Source organism: Novosphingobium terrae, assembly GCF_017163935.1.
Classification (GTDB): Bacteria; Pseudomonadota; Alphaproteobacteria; order Sphingomonadales; family Sphingomonadaceae; genus Novosphingobium; species Novosphingobium terrae.
In genome coordinates this window covers 2,293,401-2,309,438 of sequence record NZ_JABVZR010000002.1, presented here as the reverse complement: position 1 = coordinate 2,309,438, position 16,038 = coordinate 2,293,401, and the positions used below count along the sequence as shown (strand labels likewise).

General features: G+C 64.2%; 12 protein-coding genes. 3 read left to right on the top strand and 9 right to left on the bottom strand.

Annotated elements, in window-relative coordinates; genetic code table 11:
• Positions 1-377: 377 nt before the first annotated feature.
• The 4 genes from HGK27_RS28015 to HGK27_RS28000 form a co-directional block, all read right to left on the bottom strand.
• Entirely contained in the window at positions 378-1,196 is an 819-nt protein-coding gene (locus tag HGK27_RS28015; protein ID WP_241127877.1) for a TonB-dependent siderophore receptor, read from the bottom strand.
• Between the two features lie 51 nt (positions 1,197-1,247).
• A complete protein-coding gene (locus tag HGK27_RS28010) occupies positions 1,248-2,864 on the bottom strand; it encodes a TonB-dependent siderophore receptor (protein WP_206244081.1) in 1,617 nt (538 codons plus the stop codon).
• Between the two features lie 109 nt (positions 2,865-2,973).
• Positions 2,974-3,960 carry a FecR family protein gene (locus tag HGK27_RS28005; RefSeq protein ID WP_206244080.1) on the bottom strand — a complete coding sequence of 329 codons (987 nt, stop codon included), beginning with the start codon at positions 3,958-3,960 and terminating at the stop codon, positions 2,974-2,976.
• A gap of 79 nt (positions 3,961-4,039) precedes the next feature.
• Complete coding sequence (locus tag HGK27_RS28000; protein WP_206244079.1) at positions 4,040-4,558, bottom strand: sigma-70 family RNA polymerase sigma factor; 519 nt, start codon at positions 4,556-4,558, stop codon at positions 4,040-4,042.
• 414 nt (positions 4,559-4,972) lie between these two features.
• Between HGK27_RS28000 and HGK27_RS27995 the strand changes: the two genes are divergently transcribed.
• Positions 4,973-5,488: a sigma-70 family RNA polymerase sigma factor gene (locus HGK27_RS27995; protein ID WP_206244078.1), complete on the top strand. Its 516-nt coding sequence runs from the start codon at positions 4,973-4,975 to the stop codon at positions 5,486-5,488.
• 104 nt (positions 5,489-5,592) lie between these two features.
• Complete coding sequence (locus tag HGK27_RS27990; protein WP_206244077.1) at positions 5,593-6,543, top strand: FecR family protein; 951 nt, start codon at positions 5,593-5,595, stop codon at positions 6,541-6,543.
• Here HGK27_RS27990 and HGK27_RS31340 read toward each other — a convergent pair.
• Positions 6,533-6,664: a hypothetical protein gene (locus HGK27_RS31340; RefSeq protein WP_274617187.1), complete on the bottom strand. Its 132-nt coding sequence runs from the start codon at positions 6,662-6,664 to the stop codon at positions 6,533-6,535. The genes HGK27_RS27990 and HGK27_RS31340 overlap by 11 nt on opposite strands.
• Before the next feature lie 32 nt (positions 6,665-6,696).
• Here HGK27_RS31340 and HGK27_RS27985 point away from each other — a divergent pair, with 32 nt between their 5' ends.
• A complete protein-coding gene (locus tag HGK27_RS27985; protein ID WP_206244076.1) occupies positions 6,697-9,132 on the top strand; it encodes a TonB-dependent siderophore receptor in 2,436 nt (811 codons plus the stop codon).
• A gap of 229 nt (positions 9,133-9,361) precedes the next feature.
• Here the strand turns inward: HGK27_RS27985 and HGK27_RS27980 are convergent, their stop codons facing one another.
• Genes HGK27_RS27980 through HGK27_RS27965 form a run of 4 tightly spaced genes read right to left on the bottom strand, consistent with a single transcriptional unit; the run spans position 9,362 to position 16,033 of the window.
• Positions 9,362-12,472 carry a hypothetical protein gene (locus HGK27_RS27980; RefSeq protein WP_206244075.1) on the bottom strand — a complete coding sequence of 1,037 codons (3,111 nt, stop codon included), beginning with the start codon at positions 12,470-12,472 and terminating at the stop codon, positions 9,362-9,364.
• The gene (locus HGK27_RS27975; RefSeq protein WP_206244074.1) at positions 12,469-14,421 is read right to left on the bottom strand and encodes a hypothetical protein; all 1,953 of its coding nucleotides are present in this window, start codon (positions 14,419-14,421) and stop codon (positions 12,469-12,471) included. The genes HGK27_RS27980 and HGK27_RS27975 overlap by 4 nt, the downstream gene beginning before the upstream one ends.
• Complete coding sequence (locus tag HGK27_RS27970; RefSeq protein WP_206244073.1) at positions 14,418-14,840, bottom strand: hypothetical protein; 423 nt, start codon at positions 14,838-14,840, stop codon at positions 14,418-14,420. The genes HGK27_RS27975 and HGK27_RS27970 overlap by 4 nt, the downstream gene beginning before the upstream one ends.
• Before the next feature lie 2 nt (positions 14,841-14,842).
• Positions 14,843-16,033, bottom strand: coding sequence for an AAA family ATPase (locus HGK27_RS27965; protein ID WP_206244072.1), 1,191 nt, complete (start codon positions 16,031-16,033; stop codon positions 14,843-14,845).
• Positions 16,034-16,038 lie beyond the last annotated feature (5 nt).

Genomic DNA, 16,038 nt, shown 5'->3' with positions numbered 1-16,038 from the left:
ATTGTGTCTCGCAAGCAGGGATGTACGGGCCCGCGTTCGTGCGATAGAGGTTTGTGGACCAAGCGCACGGACAGATGATGAGCGAACGGGCTTTCAGGTTTCAGCCGCGATGGAAAGAAGAGTTGGTGGTGACGGAGTTCTGCGCTGTGTCCAATTCGATCGGGGTCCGGCCACCGCCCCAATAGCCATCAATCGAATCGGCCCTACCGCCTCGCACATGCGCTATGGGTTCAATGGCGTGTGTCATTGCCGTCTCCTGCTGATGGCCTCTATGGCCATGATGCCCCTGCACCGACAGTGTCGATCAACTCCCGATTGGCCCCAACCGGGGCGGTCAGAACGCAATCGACACTGCCGTCACCCATAGGTGCCGTGTCTCAGTATTTGGCACGCAATGTAAAGATAAGCTGCCGCGGATCGCTGTAGAACACGCTGCCCACGCTATCGATGCGATAATAGGTTTTGTCCGTGATATTCGACGCGTTGACCGATGCTGAAAGATGCTCGTTCAGCGCATAGGAGGCCCTCAGGTCGAAGGTGGCATAGCCGCCCTGCCGCACCGTGCCGACGCCATCTGTGGCGGCGGTCGCGCTGGTGGCATTGGCGCCGGCGCCAAAGGTGATCCGGTTCAGGCGTCCCGGCAGGCGGTATTGCGTCCAGAGCTTGAAGAGATGGCTTGGCGCAATCGTGTTGAAGCCCACGCCATCGGCATTGGTGCTGGCATCGAGATAGCGCGTATGCGTGTAGGTGTAGCCGCCCGACAGCGACCAGTTGGCGGTGATGCTGCCGGTGGCAGTCATCTCCACGCCCCGGGCTCGCGCCTTGCCCGTCGCTACGGAATAGCCCATGCCGGGATAGCGCGGATCGTCGATGGCGCGGTTGGCCTCGGTCAGCTGGAACACCGCGAGCGAAGCATTGAGGCGGCCATCGAGATATTCGGCCTTGATCCCCGCCTCATACTGCTCGCCCTCCAGCGGGGCGAGGACATGAGCCAGATGGTCGGTGGCCGATTGCGGGTAATAGATCGTGGCATAGCTGGCATAGGCCGAATAGTTGCGGACGAAATCATAGATCAGCCCCGCATAGGGAATGAACTTGCCCGAGGATTTCGCGCCGGAATCCGCAATGTCGTATGGGTTCTGGCCCGGCTTGAAGGCGGTATGGGTGTCGTACCAGGTCACACGGCCACCGCCGATCAGCGTCAGGCTGTCGGCCAGGCTGATGCGGGCATTGGCGTAAAGCCCATACTAGTTGATCGCCTGATCCTGATTCCACACCGGGCCATTAAAGGCGGGCTCGGCCAGATTGACCACATCGAAGATGCTGGCCTGCACCGTGCAAAAGGGATTGTCATCGCTGCAATAGCGGTTGATGACGTTCAGATCCTCGCGGCTGTAGCTGGCACCGACCGTCAGATGATGGGTGCGCCCGAACAGATGAACCGGCCCGGTGACGAAGACATCCACCGACTCCTGCTGATCCTTCTCAAAGCCGTTGGAAGCGTCGAGTGTAGTTTGATCCGTCGCGGGATCGACGGTGGTGAAAATCTGGCCGATCTTCACATGCGAATAATTCTGCAGATAGTTGAAAGACAGTTTGGACGACCAGCCCCCGTCCAGATCCTGTTTCACCTCGGCAAAGCCGGTGATGGTCTTGTACCGGTCATGATTCCAGGGCGCGCCCAGATAGGTCGAGCGGGCAATCGGCACGATGGTGTAATTGGTGTAGACCGGAACGCCGGTCCACATCGCTTTCTGGTCAGTCTGGTTGTAGCTGGCGCCAAGGCGCAGCAGCGTTGTCGGCGTGATGTCGGCCTCCAGCGTGCCATAAAACAGCTTGTCGTGACGCCATGCGCCGTCCTGCGCCAGATCGCGGGTCTGCGCATTGGCGACCAGCAAGCCCCTGATCGTCCCCGCCCGGTTGAGCGGGCCGCCGACATCGACCTCCCCCAGAACGTTGTTGTAGGTGCCCGCCGAGGCTGTCGCATTGATGGTGAAGCGGTCGGGCGCCTGCTTGCGCACCAGATTGATCGTGCCGCCGGGGCTGCCGAAGCCATTCATCAGCCCGTCGGGGCCGCGCAGCACCTCCACCCGGTCGAACATGGCGAGGTTGGGGGCGATGGTCGCCAGATTCTGGTTGGTGGGCACCCCGTCGAGCAGCCAGGTGGTGATCTGGAAGCCGCGCGAATAGAAATTGGTGCGGTCAGAATCGAAGGGAAACACCGTCACGCCCGGCGTGTTGAGCATGACATCGTTGAGGGTGATCATGTTCTGCTGCTGGATCTGGTCCTGCGTGATGACCGTGACCGATTGCGGCAGTTCGCGCTGGCTAACGGCCACTTTCGATCCCAGCGTGGTCTGCGGGTTCAGCCGTCGCGCCATCTCATCGCGGCTGGCGCCGCGCAGATTGCCGCCCGGATACGAAGAGGATGAGGCAGCGCCCTCCTCTCCTTCCACCCGCACCGGGCCAAGCTGAATGTCTCCGCTCGACACTTGCGGGGCGCGCTGCAGGGCAACGCTGCGGCCATCGACCCAGCGATAGGTAATGCCTGTGCCCGCCAGCATCCGGCTCAGGCCCTCAGCGGGCGAGAAGGCGCCCCGGATCGCCTGCGACTGGCGCCCATCGAGAATGGACGTATCGCCCGTTACCTGAATGCCGGTCTGATCGCCGAAAATGGTGAGCGCCGTCGAAAGGGGCTGCGCGGGAATATCGAGCTGGCGCGTCTGGGCGCTGGAGGCCACGCGCCCACTGCCTTGCGCCTGCGCCACGCCGCCGCCCGCGATCAGCGCCGCTCCGCCCAGCAGCAGCGCCAGAATGCTCGCCCGCTTCATGGCCGATCCGGCGGAGCTCCGAAACTCTGTCACAGCCTTGTTCCCTTCATCATATTATCTGCAAGAGCGTCGCATTTGCAGATTTGATCACAGGGCTGACGAAGTGCCTCGGTCGATCTTCAGGGCAGGGTCAGAAATTTTTTCAGCTTGCGGACACAATCAGCAACCATGGCGTGATGTGCCGCACATGCCCGCCAAAGGGCTGCACCAGCAGGCTCAGCGCCTGAGCGGGGTCACTGGTGTCATAGGCACCGGTCACGCGCTGCTGTTGCAGGTTTGCGCCGATCACCAGAATGCGCCCCCCAAAGCTGCGCGACAGTTCATCAACAGCCCGCTGCAGGGTGATGCCATCGGCCAGCAAGCGATCGCGGCGCCATGCGGCAACGGAACTGACGGGGATCGGCTGGAGCCTGCCCTGATGGCTGGTACCATCGACCATCAGGCGCTGCCCTGGGATCAGATGGCGCACTTGCGTGCTGCCCGATACCGTCCAACTGGCTGTCACCGAACCACGCGCCAGGGCGACATCCACCCCGTGATCGCCGCGATCGACATCGAAAGCCGTGCCCGTCACGCGCACGGTCACATCGGCGGCGGCCACCTTGAAGGGGCGCGCGGCATTATGGGCAACATCGAACCATGCGCGCCCTTTCAGCAGGGTGACATGGCGTTCGGCAGGCGCATAATCGACAGCGATGGCGCTGTCTCGGTCCAGCGTGACCTGCGAGCCGTCGGCCAGCACGATGCTTTGTCTCGCGCCCATATCGGTGCGATAATCGGCCTGCAGCATCAGCGGCAGGGGCGAGACGAGCAGCGCGGTCAGCGCGGCCGCGATGCCCAGCCCCCAGCCTGCCCACTTTCGAGAACGAAGGTGCCGCCACGTGAAAACCCGGCGGGGCTCCGGGCGCGAAACAGGAGAGGCCAGCGGCATGCCCGGCCCCACGCTGGCTGCCAGACCCCACATGCGGCAGGTGGCGCGCCAGATCTCCTCATGGCGTTCGCTCCTGGCCCTCCAGCCTTGCAGTTCGTCCTGCACGGCAGGGTCTGCCGCAGGCCCCTGCGCGCGGATCATCAGATCCGCCGCCTCGCGCAGCAAGGTCTCGTCGTCCTGGCCCATATCCTCGATCATCAGCGGCCATCCTTCCGGGCGGTGACGCCACAAAGGGTAGACGTGGGCGCGGCCCCTCTTTTCAGTCCGGCCCACCGCATCATGGCCTGCCCCCTTGCATCAGACGAGCCGTGCAGCGGGCGATGGCATCCTGCACAAGCTGATGCGCGCGCGTCTGCGAAATGCCAAGGATCACCGCCACCTCGCTCAGTGTCTTGCCCTGAAAGCGGTAGAGATCGAAGGCCTGACGGGTGCGCAGCGGCAAGCCTTCCAGCGCCGCCGTGACATGATCGAGTTCGTTGCGCGCCAAAGCCGTCTGTTCGGGCGTCGGCTCGGGGGCGGCCATTTCGGCAAGATCGGCATCGCCGTTGGGATCCCAGTTTTCATGCGCCTGCCGACGCGACAGATCGATGGCCAGATTGCGCACGATACGGCGCAGATAGGCCAAAGGCTGGAGAATGCGCTGTCCGTCGCTGTCGGTATCCGACAAGGATGAGAAGCGCAGCCAGGCATCCTGCACGACATCCTCGGCACGCGCGCCATCGCCGATGATTCGACTCGCCTGATCGATCAAGGCCTTGCGATGCGAGAGGTAGAGATCAAGCCGCTCAGACGTCATGGAGGCCTTTGTTTCCGGGCCGTTGTTACGGAAGGTGCCGGCCCATAACGGAAGCAAGGTGTTTTTGCGAGCGATTCTTAAAATGAGTTATGGTCAGAGTTTGCGGCAATTCGTGTTCGATCGGATTGGCGTCCGCAAGATGAACAAATATTTGCTGTTGGCACACCGCAATTCGATGCACTTCACAACTTAACGTGCCCTTCCTGAGCAGGGCCATAGTGGCCTGTCGCCCAGCCAGACATTCCTGGACGAACGCCTCAAGGTCGCTCGAATGGGATCGGCGGAACGCTGGATTCTGGCGATTGAAACCTCAGTTGCAACCCCCGCTCATCCTGTTTATTGCGAGCGAATCGCAATGCCTCGCGCCTTCCAGGGTTACGCGGGATCAACACGTCCGGTCGATCGAGGAATGGTGTGAAGTTCGAGGCGCATGAAATCCGGCACTATGCCAGCCATCGCGCCTCGCTCGTCGATTATGCGGCCGGTATTCTGGGAGACCGGACCCGGGCCGAGGATATCGTGCAGGATGCCTGGCTGGTGTTGCGGCGCCGGACCAGTGTCGAACCGGTGAGAGATTTCGCCAGCTATCTGCGCCGCACGGTTCACAACCTCGCCATCGACAGCCTGCGCCGGATCGAACGGGAAAAACGCGTGTCGTCTGGCCAGGATCTGGAAACCGTGGCGCTGGCCGTTGCCGATCCCGCACCTTCTGCGGAGACGCATCTGATCGCCAGGCAGGAGTTGGCCTCGGTGCTGGATGTTCTGGCCACGCTGCCGCCCCAGCAGCGCAAGGCCATCGAGCTTTACCGGCTTCAGGGCCTGAAATTGCGGGAGATCGCAGTGGAACTCGGCATCTCCATATCCTCCGCTCACGCGCTGGTGATCGACGGGCTGGCGCACTGCTCCGCGCGTCGGCCCAAAGGTCGATAGGGCCGCCAGGATGGTTTTTACGGAAAATGGAGCCTTGGGAACGTCCCTGAAAGATGGAACACCGCCGTCGCCCCTGCCGGCGCGGAATGTATGGGACCGCCTCCATGGACGCTGAACTGAGCCTCCACCACAAGGCCGCCGAATGGTTCGTCATGCTGCGCGAGGAGCCAGATGATCAGGCCCTGCGCGCGGCTTTCGACCGCTGGCTCGCCCAGAGCGCCGATCATCGCGAAGCCTGGGACAGCGTTGAGTTGACCTTTGCCGGGTTGGAAGACGATCTGCTGGGCAGTGCTCCGATACAACCGGGGCCGCCGCTTGTGCCTGCCCCGGCATGGCTCACACGTCGCGGCAGAATCGGTGGGTTTGCGGGCTTCGCGCTTGCGGCGTGTCTGGCGTTGGCAATCGCGCCACACCTGCAACTCCGTTTGCAGGCCGATGCCATCACAGGCGCCGGCGAGATGAAGGTGGTTGCCCTTGATCGCGGTGATGCCGTCAGATTGGGACCGGAAAGCGCCATCGCGCTCGAAGAACGAGCCGGCACCCGCACGGTGCATCTGCTGGCCGGCGAAGCCTGGTTCGATATCAGGCATGATCCTTCTCGCCGCTTCACGGTCAAGGCAGGCGATGTAACCACCACGGATATCGGGACCGCCTTCGATGTGCGGTTGCTGGGATCGACAACGGTGGTGTCGGTCGCCAACGGCGAGGTGCAGGTCGACCGGCCTGCCAGCGTCCCCTATCGCATGACTGCCGGACAATGGTTGCGAGTGCCATCCGTGGGGGGCGCCCAGACCGGCACAGTCAACCCGCGCCTCGCTGGCCCCTGGCGGAACGGACGCGTGGTTGCGACGGACAGGACGATCGCTGAAGTCATCGATGAGATCCGCCCCTGGTATAGCGGCCACATTCTACTCAGCGACAAGGCCTTGGGGCAACGGCGTGTCTCGGGCAGCTATGATGCCAAGGCTCCCGCCGATGCCATTGAGGCCCTGGTCAACCCCTATGGGGGGCGAGTAACCCGGATCACGCCCTGGCTGCTGATCGTCAGCCAATAGCTGCGGCCAGATTTTTCAAAAAAGTTCCGGAAAAAATGAAGGAGCCGGCGTCTTCAATCCCAAAGCGCATCTGCAACGCATTATCAATGCAGGCGCCCGGATTGAGCGAAGGAGGCAGCATTGATGTTTCGGGGAATGGCCAGAAAAGGTTGGATGGGACAGTCGTTGATGGGGGTCTGGCTGGCCGGCAGCGCCTTGGGCATGGCCAGCGCGACCGCTGCCACAGCCCAAACCGCCAGCACGAGCGGCTCCTTCGATATTCCCGCACAAAAGCTGAGCGACGCGATAGCGATCTTCGGGCAGCAATCGGGCATGCAGATCACGGCAACCGCCGAAACGCTGGCCAAACGCACGAGCACTGCCGTAGCGGGCTCCATGGCCGCCCCCGAAGCGCTCTGCCGTCTGCTTGCGGGAACCGGGCTGACATTCCGTTTTATCGGCCCGCGCGCCGTGCGGATCGAGGTCGCGCCTGTGGCAACGGGCAACGCAATCCAGCTGGGCGCGGTGCAGGTCGATGGGGCGATGACCGAAGGTTCCCCAACCTATGCCAATGGCTATGATCCCAAGGCCAGCGATCCCTATGCGAAAATGCCCAATCCGCCGACGACGGTCGGCAGCAAGACCCCGCTTGCCCAGCGCGACATCGCGCAGACGGTGACCGTCATCACGCAGGAGCAGATCCAGCAGCAAGCCATGCTGACTCTGAACGATGCGATGCGCTGGGCCCCCGGCGTGACCATCGGCAACACTGATTCCGAGCGGACGGATTTTTTCTCGCGCGGCTTTCCGATCACCACCTGGATGCTGGACGGCATGCCGACGACGCAAAATCTTGCCTCGATCGCGCCCAATCTGGCGATGTTCGACCGGGTCGAGATCCTGCAAGGGCCTGACGGTCTGATGAGTGGGTTCAGCAATGAGGGCGGCACGCTCAACATGGTGCGCAAACGCGCGCCAAAGACCTTCCAGTTTTCGGCTCAGGCTCTTGCCGGAACCTATAATGACTTTGGCGGCACGCTCGATGTAGGCAGCCCGCTGAACGCTTCGGGCTCTGTCCGGGCGCGTGTGGTCGGCAACATCCAGAGCCAGAACCTGATGCAGGACACCAGCTATCGCCATGACGCGCTCATTTACGGCACGGTTGAAGCAGATCTGAGCCCGACGACACAGGTACGGGTGGGCGGCAGCTATACGCATGTCAACGAAAGGGCGAATTGGGAGGGCGCGCTGGCCTATGACACGCCGGTGAATGGCCAATACATCCTGTTCGGCACCCGCTCCACGAACACCGAGGCGCCATGGGCTCATAACACCTATGCCTATCAGACCGGCTTTGCCGAACTCGACCAGAAGCTGGGCGCAGGCTGGTCGGGCAAGCTGGCGTTCAACTATCTGGGCAGCCATTCGACCGTGCTGCAGGGCTTTGCGGGCGGCTTCAACATCGGCTCCGATCTGGCGGATTATGAGGCGGAGACATGGCACCAGTTCGACAATCAGGAATCGATCGACGCCTTTGTGACTGGGCCGCTCCAACTCTTCGGCCGCGCTCATGCGCTGACCTTCGGCGCCACCTATCAGCGCGAGGATTTCCGTGACACCGCCTATCGCTGCGGCCCGAACGACAGCGCCGGAGGAGACATCTTCTGCGATGCGGAAGAACCCCTGTCCTGGGTTCAGACTGCACCCCGTCCGGCCTTCGATGGGCCGAACACCTTCCATTACACCACCGCCGTCAATCAATACGGGCTTTACGGCAACGCCCGCATCAGCCTGGCCGATCCCCTGACGCTGGTGGCCGGTGCGCGGGCGATCTGGTGGGATACGACCAGCCTGGGCAGCGTCGTCAATGCCAGCCATGTGTCCGGCAAGGTGACGCCCTATGCCGGGCTGATCTACAAGATCGGCAAGCATTATTCCGCTTACTTCAGCTATGCGACGATCTACAATCCACAGACGTCCCAGACCGTGGCCGGCACCGTGCTGCCTCCGCTGGAGGGCGTTCAGTATGAAGCCGGCGTCAGGGGCGACTATCTGGACGGACGATTGAACACCGCGATCGCGCTGTTCCAGTTGACGGAGGAAAACCGTGCGGTGTCCGATCCGCGCTACCCCAATGAAGGCTATTATATTGCAACGGGTCGCGCCCGCAGCCGGGGCGTCGAAATCACCGCGAATGGCTATCTGACGAACAGTTGGAAGATTTCAGGCGGCTATACGTACACCGATGCCAAATATCTCGATTCCAGTCAGAATGCCAATGGCGTCGGTTTCGAGAGCATCGCGCCGCGCCACCTTTTCAAGCTGTGGACCAACTACACCTTGCCCGGCAGGCTGAAGCGCATCAGCCTTGGCGCAGGCGCCTATGTCAGCAGCGGAACCTATGCCACCGATGGTGACGGCAATTATCTGCGGCAAGGCGCCTATGAGACCTTCGATCTGCGCGCAGCCTACAAGGTCATGGATCGCCTCACGCTCTCGGTGAACGTGACCAATCTGACCGACCGGCATTACCTCCTTCTGGAAAGCCCCTATGGCGGTGAGTATGGCAACCCCAGGCAAGTGATTTTCACCCTGCGCTACGGCCTGTAGATTGGGTATGCGACTGCGCAGAGGTGGAATAAGGTTCGCACTCGGACTCATGGCCATTTCTGCGCAGCGTCAAACTCGCCAATCCTGATAGCCGTCATCTGTTCATCAGGACAAAGAGGCCATAGGGAAGCTTCAGTAGATCAGCCCCCCGGCGTCTCCTGAACTGACATCGGCACATGCTGCTGACCATCTTCAAGATGGCGAACTCACTGCGGAGAAGGCGGGGTGCTTAGACCACGGTGACCCGAGCGCGTTCGGGATCGACCAGAAAGATCTGCCCGAAAGGATCGGCCAACATCACCCTCGCCCCCGTGTCAGTCTGCGCGGCCTTGGCATCCGGCGTTTGCACGGTGCCTGCCGAGCGGGCAAGGCAGGTGAGCATGCAATCCCCGGCATGACGCAGGACAAATGCCGAAGCTCTGTCACCGAAACGCAGTATCGCGGTTTCGTCCTGTGCCCCGGCCGCCTCGGTTGCTCTGCTATAGTGCACAAGCTGGCGACCGAAATCGCAGGGCGCAAAGCTGTCATCCGCTTCAAAAGGCTGGCGCCGGGCCGCGATCTGACGCGCGCGGCCTTCCTGATCTTCCGCCCATGGAACCACCACCATCCTTGCGGCAGATCCGTCGATGGGCTGGACCATGGATGTGCCGGCGCGGTGACCCCAGCCCCATGATACGGGCGGCAGAGGCGCATCATCGCCCTGACTCGACAAGGCAAGGCAGAGCGAGGTGGTCAGCTGACCATTGCTCTGCATGCTCCACATTTCCACAACACCATGACGATCGCCCGTCATATCGATGGTGATCCATGATGCCGCCTGAGGGCCGTGCAGGAAGGCCACCGCCCGCACTCTTTCTGTCAGGGCGCAGGACCAGAGAAATTCGAACCGCGGCTCACGCGCGCACAGCGCAGCCAGACCGAGCGCCCCGAATTCTCCACCGATCTGTACCAGCCAGGCGGTATCGGAGGTGATGGCGTGATGGGCCACAAGATCGACAAGACCGATGGCGTGAAAGCGCCCATCATGCGCCGTGTAACGACTGACTCTGGACTTGCACTCGGGCGCGCGTTGAACGATCAGCGCCTCCCCACCCGAACCCAGAGGAACAAGCGCGGTGACCTCGGGCAGATGATGCCGCCAGACGGGCGCGCCATGGCGATCGAACACCTCCAGCGTCTCATTGGCCCGCCAGGCCAGAACAAGGCCATTGCCCAGCAGGCAGCCTGCCAACACCTGGGGCCGAAGCGTCGCCGCAGGCCGCACCTGCCATTGCCGCGCTGGCTTCTGCGCGGCACGGTGGAGCTTGCCCAGCTTGCCAATATCCGCCGCCAGCACAGTAAGCCCGGCCAGACGCAGCAGCCGCTGCAACCCCGCCAGATCGCCCGGCGCCAGCCGCGCCGAGGCGCCTTGCAACACGGCACGGGCGAAAGCCTCGATCAGGGCGGGGCCGCCGCCGTCCCAGAAGCGCGTTTGCTCGGGCGAGGCACGCGCGGCCAGCCGGTTCCAGACATCGAGCGCCGCCAGCATGCCCTCGCCCGCATCCTCTGATCGCGCGGCTTGCTGCAGGGCAGCCAAGGCCAGAGCATCCAGCCGATCCTGCGGCAAAGGCGAGACAGCTGGAAAAGCGGCCAGCGCATCGGCCTGCGCCAAGGCGCCGGACAGCAGGACGCGTACCACCGCCTCGGCCTGAAAGCCGGATCGGGCATCGGCCTCACCCACCTGTTCCAACCAGCGCCGACGGGCCCGCAGCAGGGCCGGATCGGCATCCTGTCGCCCGGCCACCTCATCGGTGACCTGAAGCGCGCGCAAGGGCTGGCCGCTTTCGACCAGCAGATCCGACCACGCCCCCACCACATAAGCGTGATAGGCCGGATCCTTGCCCCGGCTGTCACGCGCCAGTTCATCGAAGCAGCCGGTGCGCCTGGCCAGCGCCAGCGCCCTATCCGCCTGACCGGCGGCGTAAAGCAGACGGACGGTCAGGCTCGGCGCCAGCTGAGCGGCATAGGCCAGCTGCGCGGCTTCCTCCGACAGTCCGCCCTTTTCGAGCAAAAGCGCGGCTTGCGCGTGCTGGCCCAGCAGTTGCGAATGGATGAAAGCCGCGCGGCGGTGATCGCCCTCGCGTTCCAGCTTCTGCGCGAGCTGGTGATAGCAGGCCAGCAAGGCCCCGCCATGCTGCGGGCCAAGGATCGGCGCCACACTGGACAAAGGCGTCATATCAAAGTCCAGCCGCGCGCGGGCTGCGGGCAACTGTTTGGGATAGCGCTTGCTCTGCGGTTGTTTGTCGCCCTTGGTGTTCAGCCGCAGAGCCAGACGCAGCGCCTCATCGATGGCGCCTTGCCCGGCAAGGCTTTCGATGCGCTTGACCCGCGCGTCCAGCTGGCTGCGCAGCGTGGAGGCAGGCATATGCCAGCGCAGCCAGTTGGTCAGATGATCGAACAACCCCTGCCGAGGCGCGGACGGTACGCCGCGGGCATGGCTTCCTGCCGGTGAGCTGCTGCCGCCTCGCCTGGCGCCTGCCGCGCCTGCGGCACCGACGAAGAAAGGAAGAAGCGACCAGAACGACCCGCCCACGGCCAACACCACCAGCGGCAAAGCGCACAAACCGGCCAACAGGGTCAGTCCGCCAAACAGCCAGCGCTTCTCCTGCGGACTCAGTCCGCCTTGTACCCGCCTGCGCCACAGTGAGCGCAGCGAGGGGCGGCGGGCGATGGCTTCATGCAGCTCGCGGAAAGGGTTGTCCTCAACCCGGGGCAGCGGCGGGGTGCGGCGATGCAGGGGGCTCAGATGTTCGCCCGGTTCCGGATCGCGCGGCACCATGCCGGAGGGACCGGCATCGCTTCCCGCCATGCGCGGCTGCGGGGCATCGGCAGGATGGATCGTCACCTCCGGCAGCGACCAGAGCGTGCCCAGCGAGACCGGCTCCAGCACATCAAGCACCAAATGATGCACCGCGCCAGACCACCAGAGGTCCACCCTGCGGCCCAGATGATCCCCTGCCCCGTCAGCGCCGGTTTCATGCAAATGGCTGGTCAGCCCGCCATGCTCCGTGCCAACCAGCGGCAGGGCTGTGGGATGATCCGCGCCATGGGGCGCAGGTGGGCCGTGGAACAGCAGGATCAACACCGTTCTGGCGCGCGCACCCGAACCGATCGAGCCGCGCCGCATCTCGCTCACCCTGTCCCGCAGGCTGTGCAACGCGGGCAGCCCCCCGCCGGCACGCACCACAAAGGCCAGAGCGCGGCACGGCGTCTGCGCGGGCAGCGTCGGGCGCGCTGGAAAGGCACGCGGCGCGCTTTGCCGTGCACGCCGGGCAACATGGGAGGCGGCAGCGCGGCTCATGCCGGGTCTTCCCAGGCCAGCACCACCGCTTTGGCCCGCAGATCGGCCAGGGCATGGGTGCTGGCCCGGACCTGGCCCGAATGCTTGTTCTGACGATAATGGATCAGATGCTCAGGCGCGCCCTCGCCATCCAGTGCGACGGCCCAGAAACCGTCATCCGCCGGAAGCACGGTGGCGATCGCCCCGGCATGCTCGCCCAGCGGCAACGGCGGCAGGCGGCGGCTGCGCTTGCCCTCCTCCAGCTTGAACCATTCGATGGTGCCCTCCCCGCCATGGCGCGCATCCGACCAGATGCGCGCCCAGACGCCGGCCTTGTCGACCCCGGCCACCAGCACGCGCTCGCACGGTTCGGTCTGGAACTGGCGGGGGCGGGCAGCAGGCTCGGCAGCGCCGGGACTGTGGAGCGGCGCGACGGTCCATTGCCCGGGGCGCAACGCATAGGCCAGATCGCGGTTGCTGGCGGACCAGGCCAGAGCGTGAAAGGCCTTGGGCATTGTGTTGCAATCGGGCAGGCTGAAATGGCCATAGGTCGAAAGATCGCGTTTTATAAGCTGCAAGGCGGGGCGCGATCCCAGCATCAGCTCCACCACGCGATGCCCGCCCGTACTCAGAAGCGTGCGCGGCTGCTTGTAGAGCGGCGTGAAGGTCGAGGGCTTGTCATTGACGCCAAAGGTCAGCCGATAGCCCTGCCCCGACACCGAATAGAATTCCGGATCATGGTAACGCGACAGCATCGGCAGAGCATAGCGGCTGCGTCCGGCGAAAGGCTGGTTGCAGGGCACGGCGTGGCTTTTCAGCGTTGGCCACACCCCCGCATTTCCCCGGACCAGCGCCACCCGCCGGAAGCTGAGCTTCTGCACGCCATCCTCCACGCTGTGGCGCAGCAGGGCGAGTGTGGCATCGTCGATCGCCACGCCCATCAGCGTGACCTCTTCCGGCAGGGGCACGAACCAGAGACCCCAATCTGAGGCATTTTTTGCGGCCCCGATCACCAGCAGGCCATCGCTGAGCCTGACAAGGCGATAGTACCCATTGGGCAGGGAGAGATAATGCGGCTCCCAACCGGCCATCGCCGGCACCGGCCCGCCCGACGCGGGGGCGGCGGCGCGGGCCGGTTGCGGGCGCGAAAAAGGGTTTTCCAGCGCGGCAAGGCACAGCCGGTCCGGCGCGAAGGAGACGGTCCTGCGGCACGCCTCCCGCCCATGGCAGCGCAGATCGAGGTCGGCGGCGCGCGGTTGGCCGGGGCGGTAAGGCAGCAGGGTGAAGCGCAGCGCATTGTGTACGGCGCCGCTTTCATCGGAGGCACTCTGAGTGGGCAAGGCCGCACCCAGCATCCAGTCGGTGCATGGCTGGCGCTGCTTGTCATGGGCCTGCTCCCATGCCTCACGCGCGCCGCGCAGATCATCCGGGCCAGCCTCGCGGAAGCTGGCCGAGCGCAGGAAGCGCTTGATCGTGTTGACCGAAAGCTGATCGAACCAGATCGCGCCCTCGGCACGGGGCAGGAAACACCAATGGAAGTCCGCGCCGCGCTGCATCGCCACCCGTGCGAGCAGGAACAGGGCCGCCAGCGCCAAAATACGGCCATGCCCCATGATCCCCGGCCCGACCGAGACCATCACCCGCAGCACCCGCTGCTGGCCCGGATCGACATGGATACGGTCATGGAACAGGGTTTCGGATTCGACCAGCCGCCGCAAGAATTCCAGAGGCGCCTCAGTGCGCAGCAGCAACTCGCTTTGCACGATGGTGTCGATGTCGCCGTGATGGGTCAAGCCGCCGAGCCCTGCGAACTCGCCCCGATCGGCTTCAAGCAGCGCGGCAAAAGCATCGGCGAGATGTTCATATTGCGCCAGCAGCCCGCCCAGCACCTCGGCCAGCATGGGTGACAGCTGCTCCAGCAGCGGGCGGAATGGCGTGTAGGCCTCGGGCAGGATGGAAGCCTTGCTCATGAGGCAAGCCCGGCAGTGTGGCGGATGGGATAGAGATCGCAAGCGCCACATTCCGCATCATCAGGCGCGCGGGGCACGGCGATAGCGGGCAGCGCCAGATCATGCGCCGCCGCCAGATGGGCCAGCACCTCCCCCAGCGCATGCGCGGGCACATTCAACGCCCAGCCGACCGGAAACCACCAGCCGTCGGTCGCGCGGTAAAGCGGCATGGCATCGGCGATGCGGGGCAGGACGGGCTCGCCATCGGGCTCCAGCGGGCGGGCGAACAGCGCCGCCCAACCGGCCCCGCTGGCAAACGGCAGCATGCGGATCGCCCGGGGCTTGCCCGCAAGGGCCTGCGCCAGACGATCCCGCGCATCCCCGCCGGTCAGCAGCAGGCCATCGACCGTCTGGAGCGGCGCAACCCGCAGCCACCGCATCGTCAGTCTCCGCTCACCGCATCTTTTGCTACAAGGGTGTCAGCTCCCTTGGCCAAAGCGGTTTCGATCTCCTTGTGGAGCGCAGCGAGATGCGGCGGCATGGCATCGGGCGCGAAGGCAGCATCGATCCTTGTGAGCATGGTTTCCAGCCGGACCAGCCAATGTTCGATCTGCTCGCCCCCGCCATCCTGCGGGCGGGCTTGCAGCAAGTGGGTGGCGCGTTCGCCCAATTGGGCAGCATGGGCGGTCAGATCATGGGTTGCCTGCGCCACGCTGCCGGTCAGCACCGGGTTGCGGCTGTGCTGCAACTCGGCATGCAGCAGTTGCCGCAGTTCGCTCTGATGCTGGCGACTTTGCACCAGATAGGTCACCGGCCAAAGGTCTTCCTTGCCCGCCACCAGACTGCCCCGCAACAGCGCGGAGGCCGCGATCAGTTTGAGCCCCTTGACCAGCTTGCGATCCGAAAGCGACAGACCCAAAAGCCTGATCTTGCGCGCGATATGGGCATAATCATCATGGATCGGCGCCAGATCGACCTCCAGCACCGCTGCCTGCAGCGTGGCCAGCACGCCGTGCTCAAGCGGCGGCACCGGTGCATGGGCGCCGCGCATATCGTCCCATCCCGCCTGGATCAGCGCCCCCAGCGCCTCATCGCCGACCGGATCGACGAACATCGTCAGCAAAAATCGGTCGGCAAAAGCCGCCAGCGCCGTATCCTGCGGCAGCTCGTTCGAGGCAGCGATGCAGGAGATCAGCGGCACGCTCATGCCGAACTGGCCACGCCGATAGGTCCGCTCATTCAGGATTTTCAGTAGCGAGTTCAGGATCGCCGTGGAGCCAAGGAAGATTTCATCGAGAAAGGCGACCTCCGCCTCGGGCAGCATGCCCTTGGTAACAGGGCGGATCTGTCCATCACGCAGCGCATCGAGATCGAGCGCGCCGAACAGTTCTCCCGGCTCGGTGAAACGACCGATCAGATAGTCGAAGGTGCTGGCATCCAGCGCCCGGGCCAGCGCCTGCACCGCCGCCGACTTGCCCGTGCCGGGCGGGCCGATCAGCAGCACATGCTCGCGCGTCAGCAGGCCCAGCATCACCAGTTCGAGCAGCGCGCGCCGGGAGACAAAGGCACCTTCCAACGCATCGAGATGCGCGCCCACTTTGGCAACTGCGGCCTTCAGGCCTTCCTCAAGCATGGGAT

What these genes read in the sequence shown, in the direction of transcription:
- HGK27_RS28005 (WP_206244080.1), bottom strand. Translation starts at nt 3,960, where the DNA reads ATGATCGAGGATATGGGCCAGGACGACGAGACCTTGCTGCGCGAGGCG.
- HGK27_RS28000 (WP_206244079.1), bottom strand. Translation starts at nt 4,558, where the DNA reads ATGACGTCTGAGCGGCTTGATCTCTACCTCTCGCATCGCAAGGCCTTG.
- HGK27_RS27990 (WP_206244077.1), top strand. Translation starts at nt 5,593, where the DNA reads ATGGACGCTGAACTGAGCCTCCACCACAAGGCCGCCGAATGGTTCGTC.
- HGK27_RS31340 (WP_274617187.1), bottom strand. Translation starts at nt 6,664, where the DNA reads ATGCTGCCTCCTTCGCTCAATCCGGGCGCCTGCATTGATAATGCGTTG.
- HGK27_RS27985 (WP_206244076.1), top strand. Translation starts at nt 6,697, where the DNA reads ATGGGACAGTCGTTGATGGGGGTCTGGCTGGCCGGCAGCGCCTTGGGC.
- HGK27_RS27980 (WP_206244075.1), bottom strand. Translation starts at nt 12,472, where the DNA reads ATGAGCCGCGCTGCCGCCTCCCATGTTGCCCGGCGTGCACGGCAAAGC.
- HGK27_RS27975 (WP_206244074.1), bottom strand. Translation starts at nt 14,421, where the DNA reads ATGAGCAAGGCTTCCATCCTGCCCGAGGCCTACACGCCATTCCGCCCG.
- HGK27_RS27970 (WP_206244073.1), bottom strand. Translation starts at nt 14,840, where the DNA reads ATGCGGTGGCTGCGGGTTGCGCCGCTCCAGACGGTCGATGGCCTGCTG.
- HGK27_RS27965 (WP_206244072.1), bottom strand. Translation starts at nt 16,033, where the DNA reads ATGCTTGAGGAAGGCCTGAAGGCCGCAGTTGCCAAAGTGGGCGCGCAT.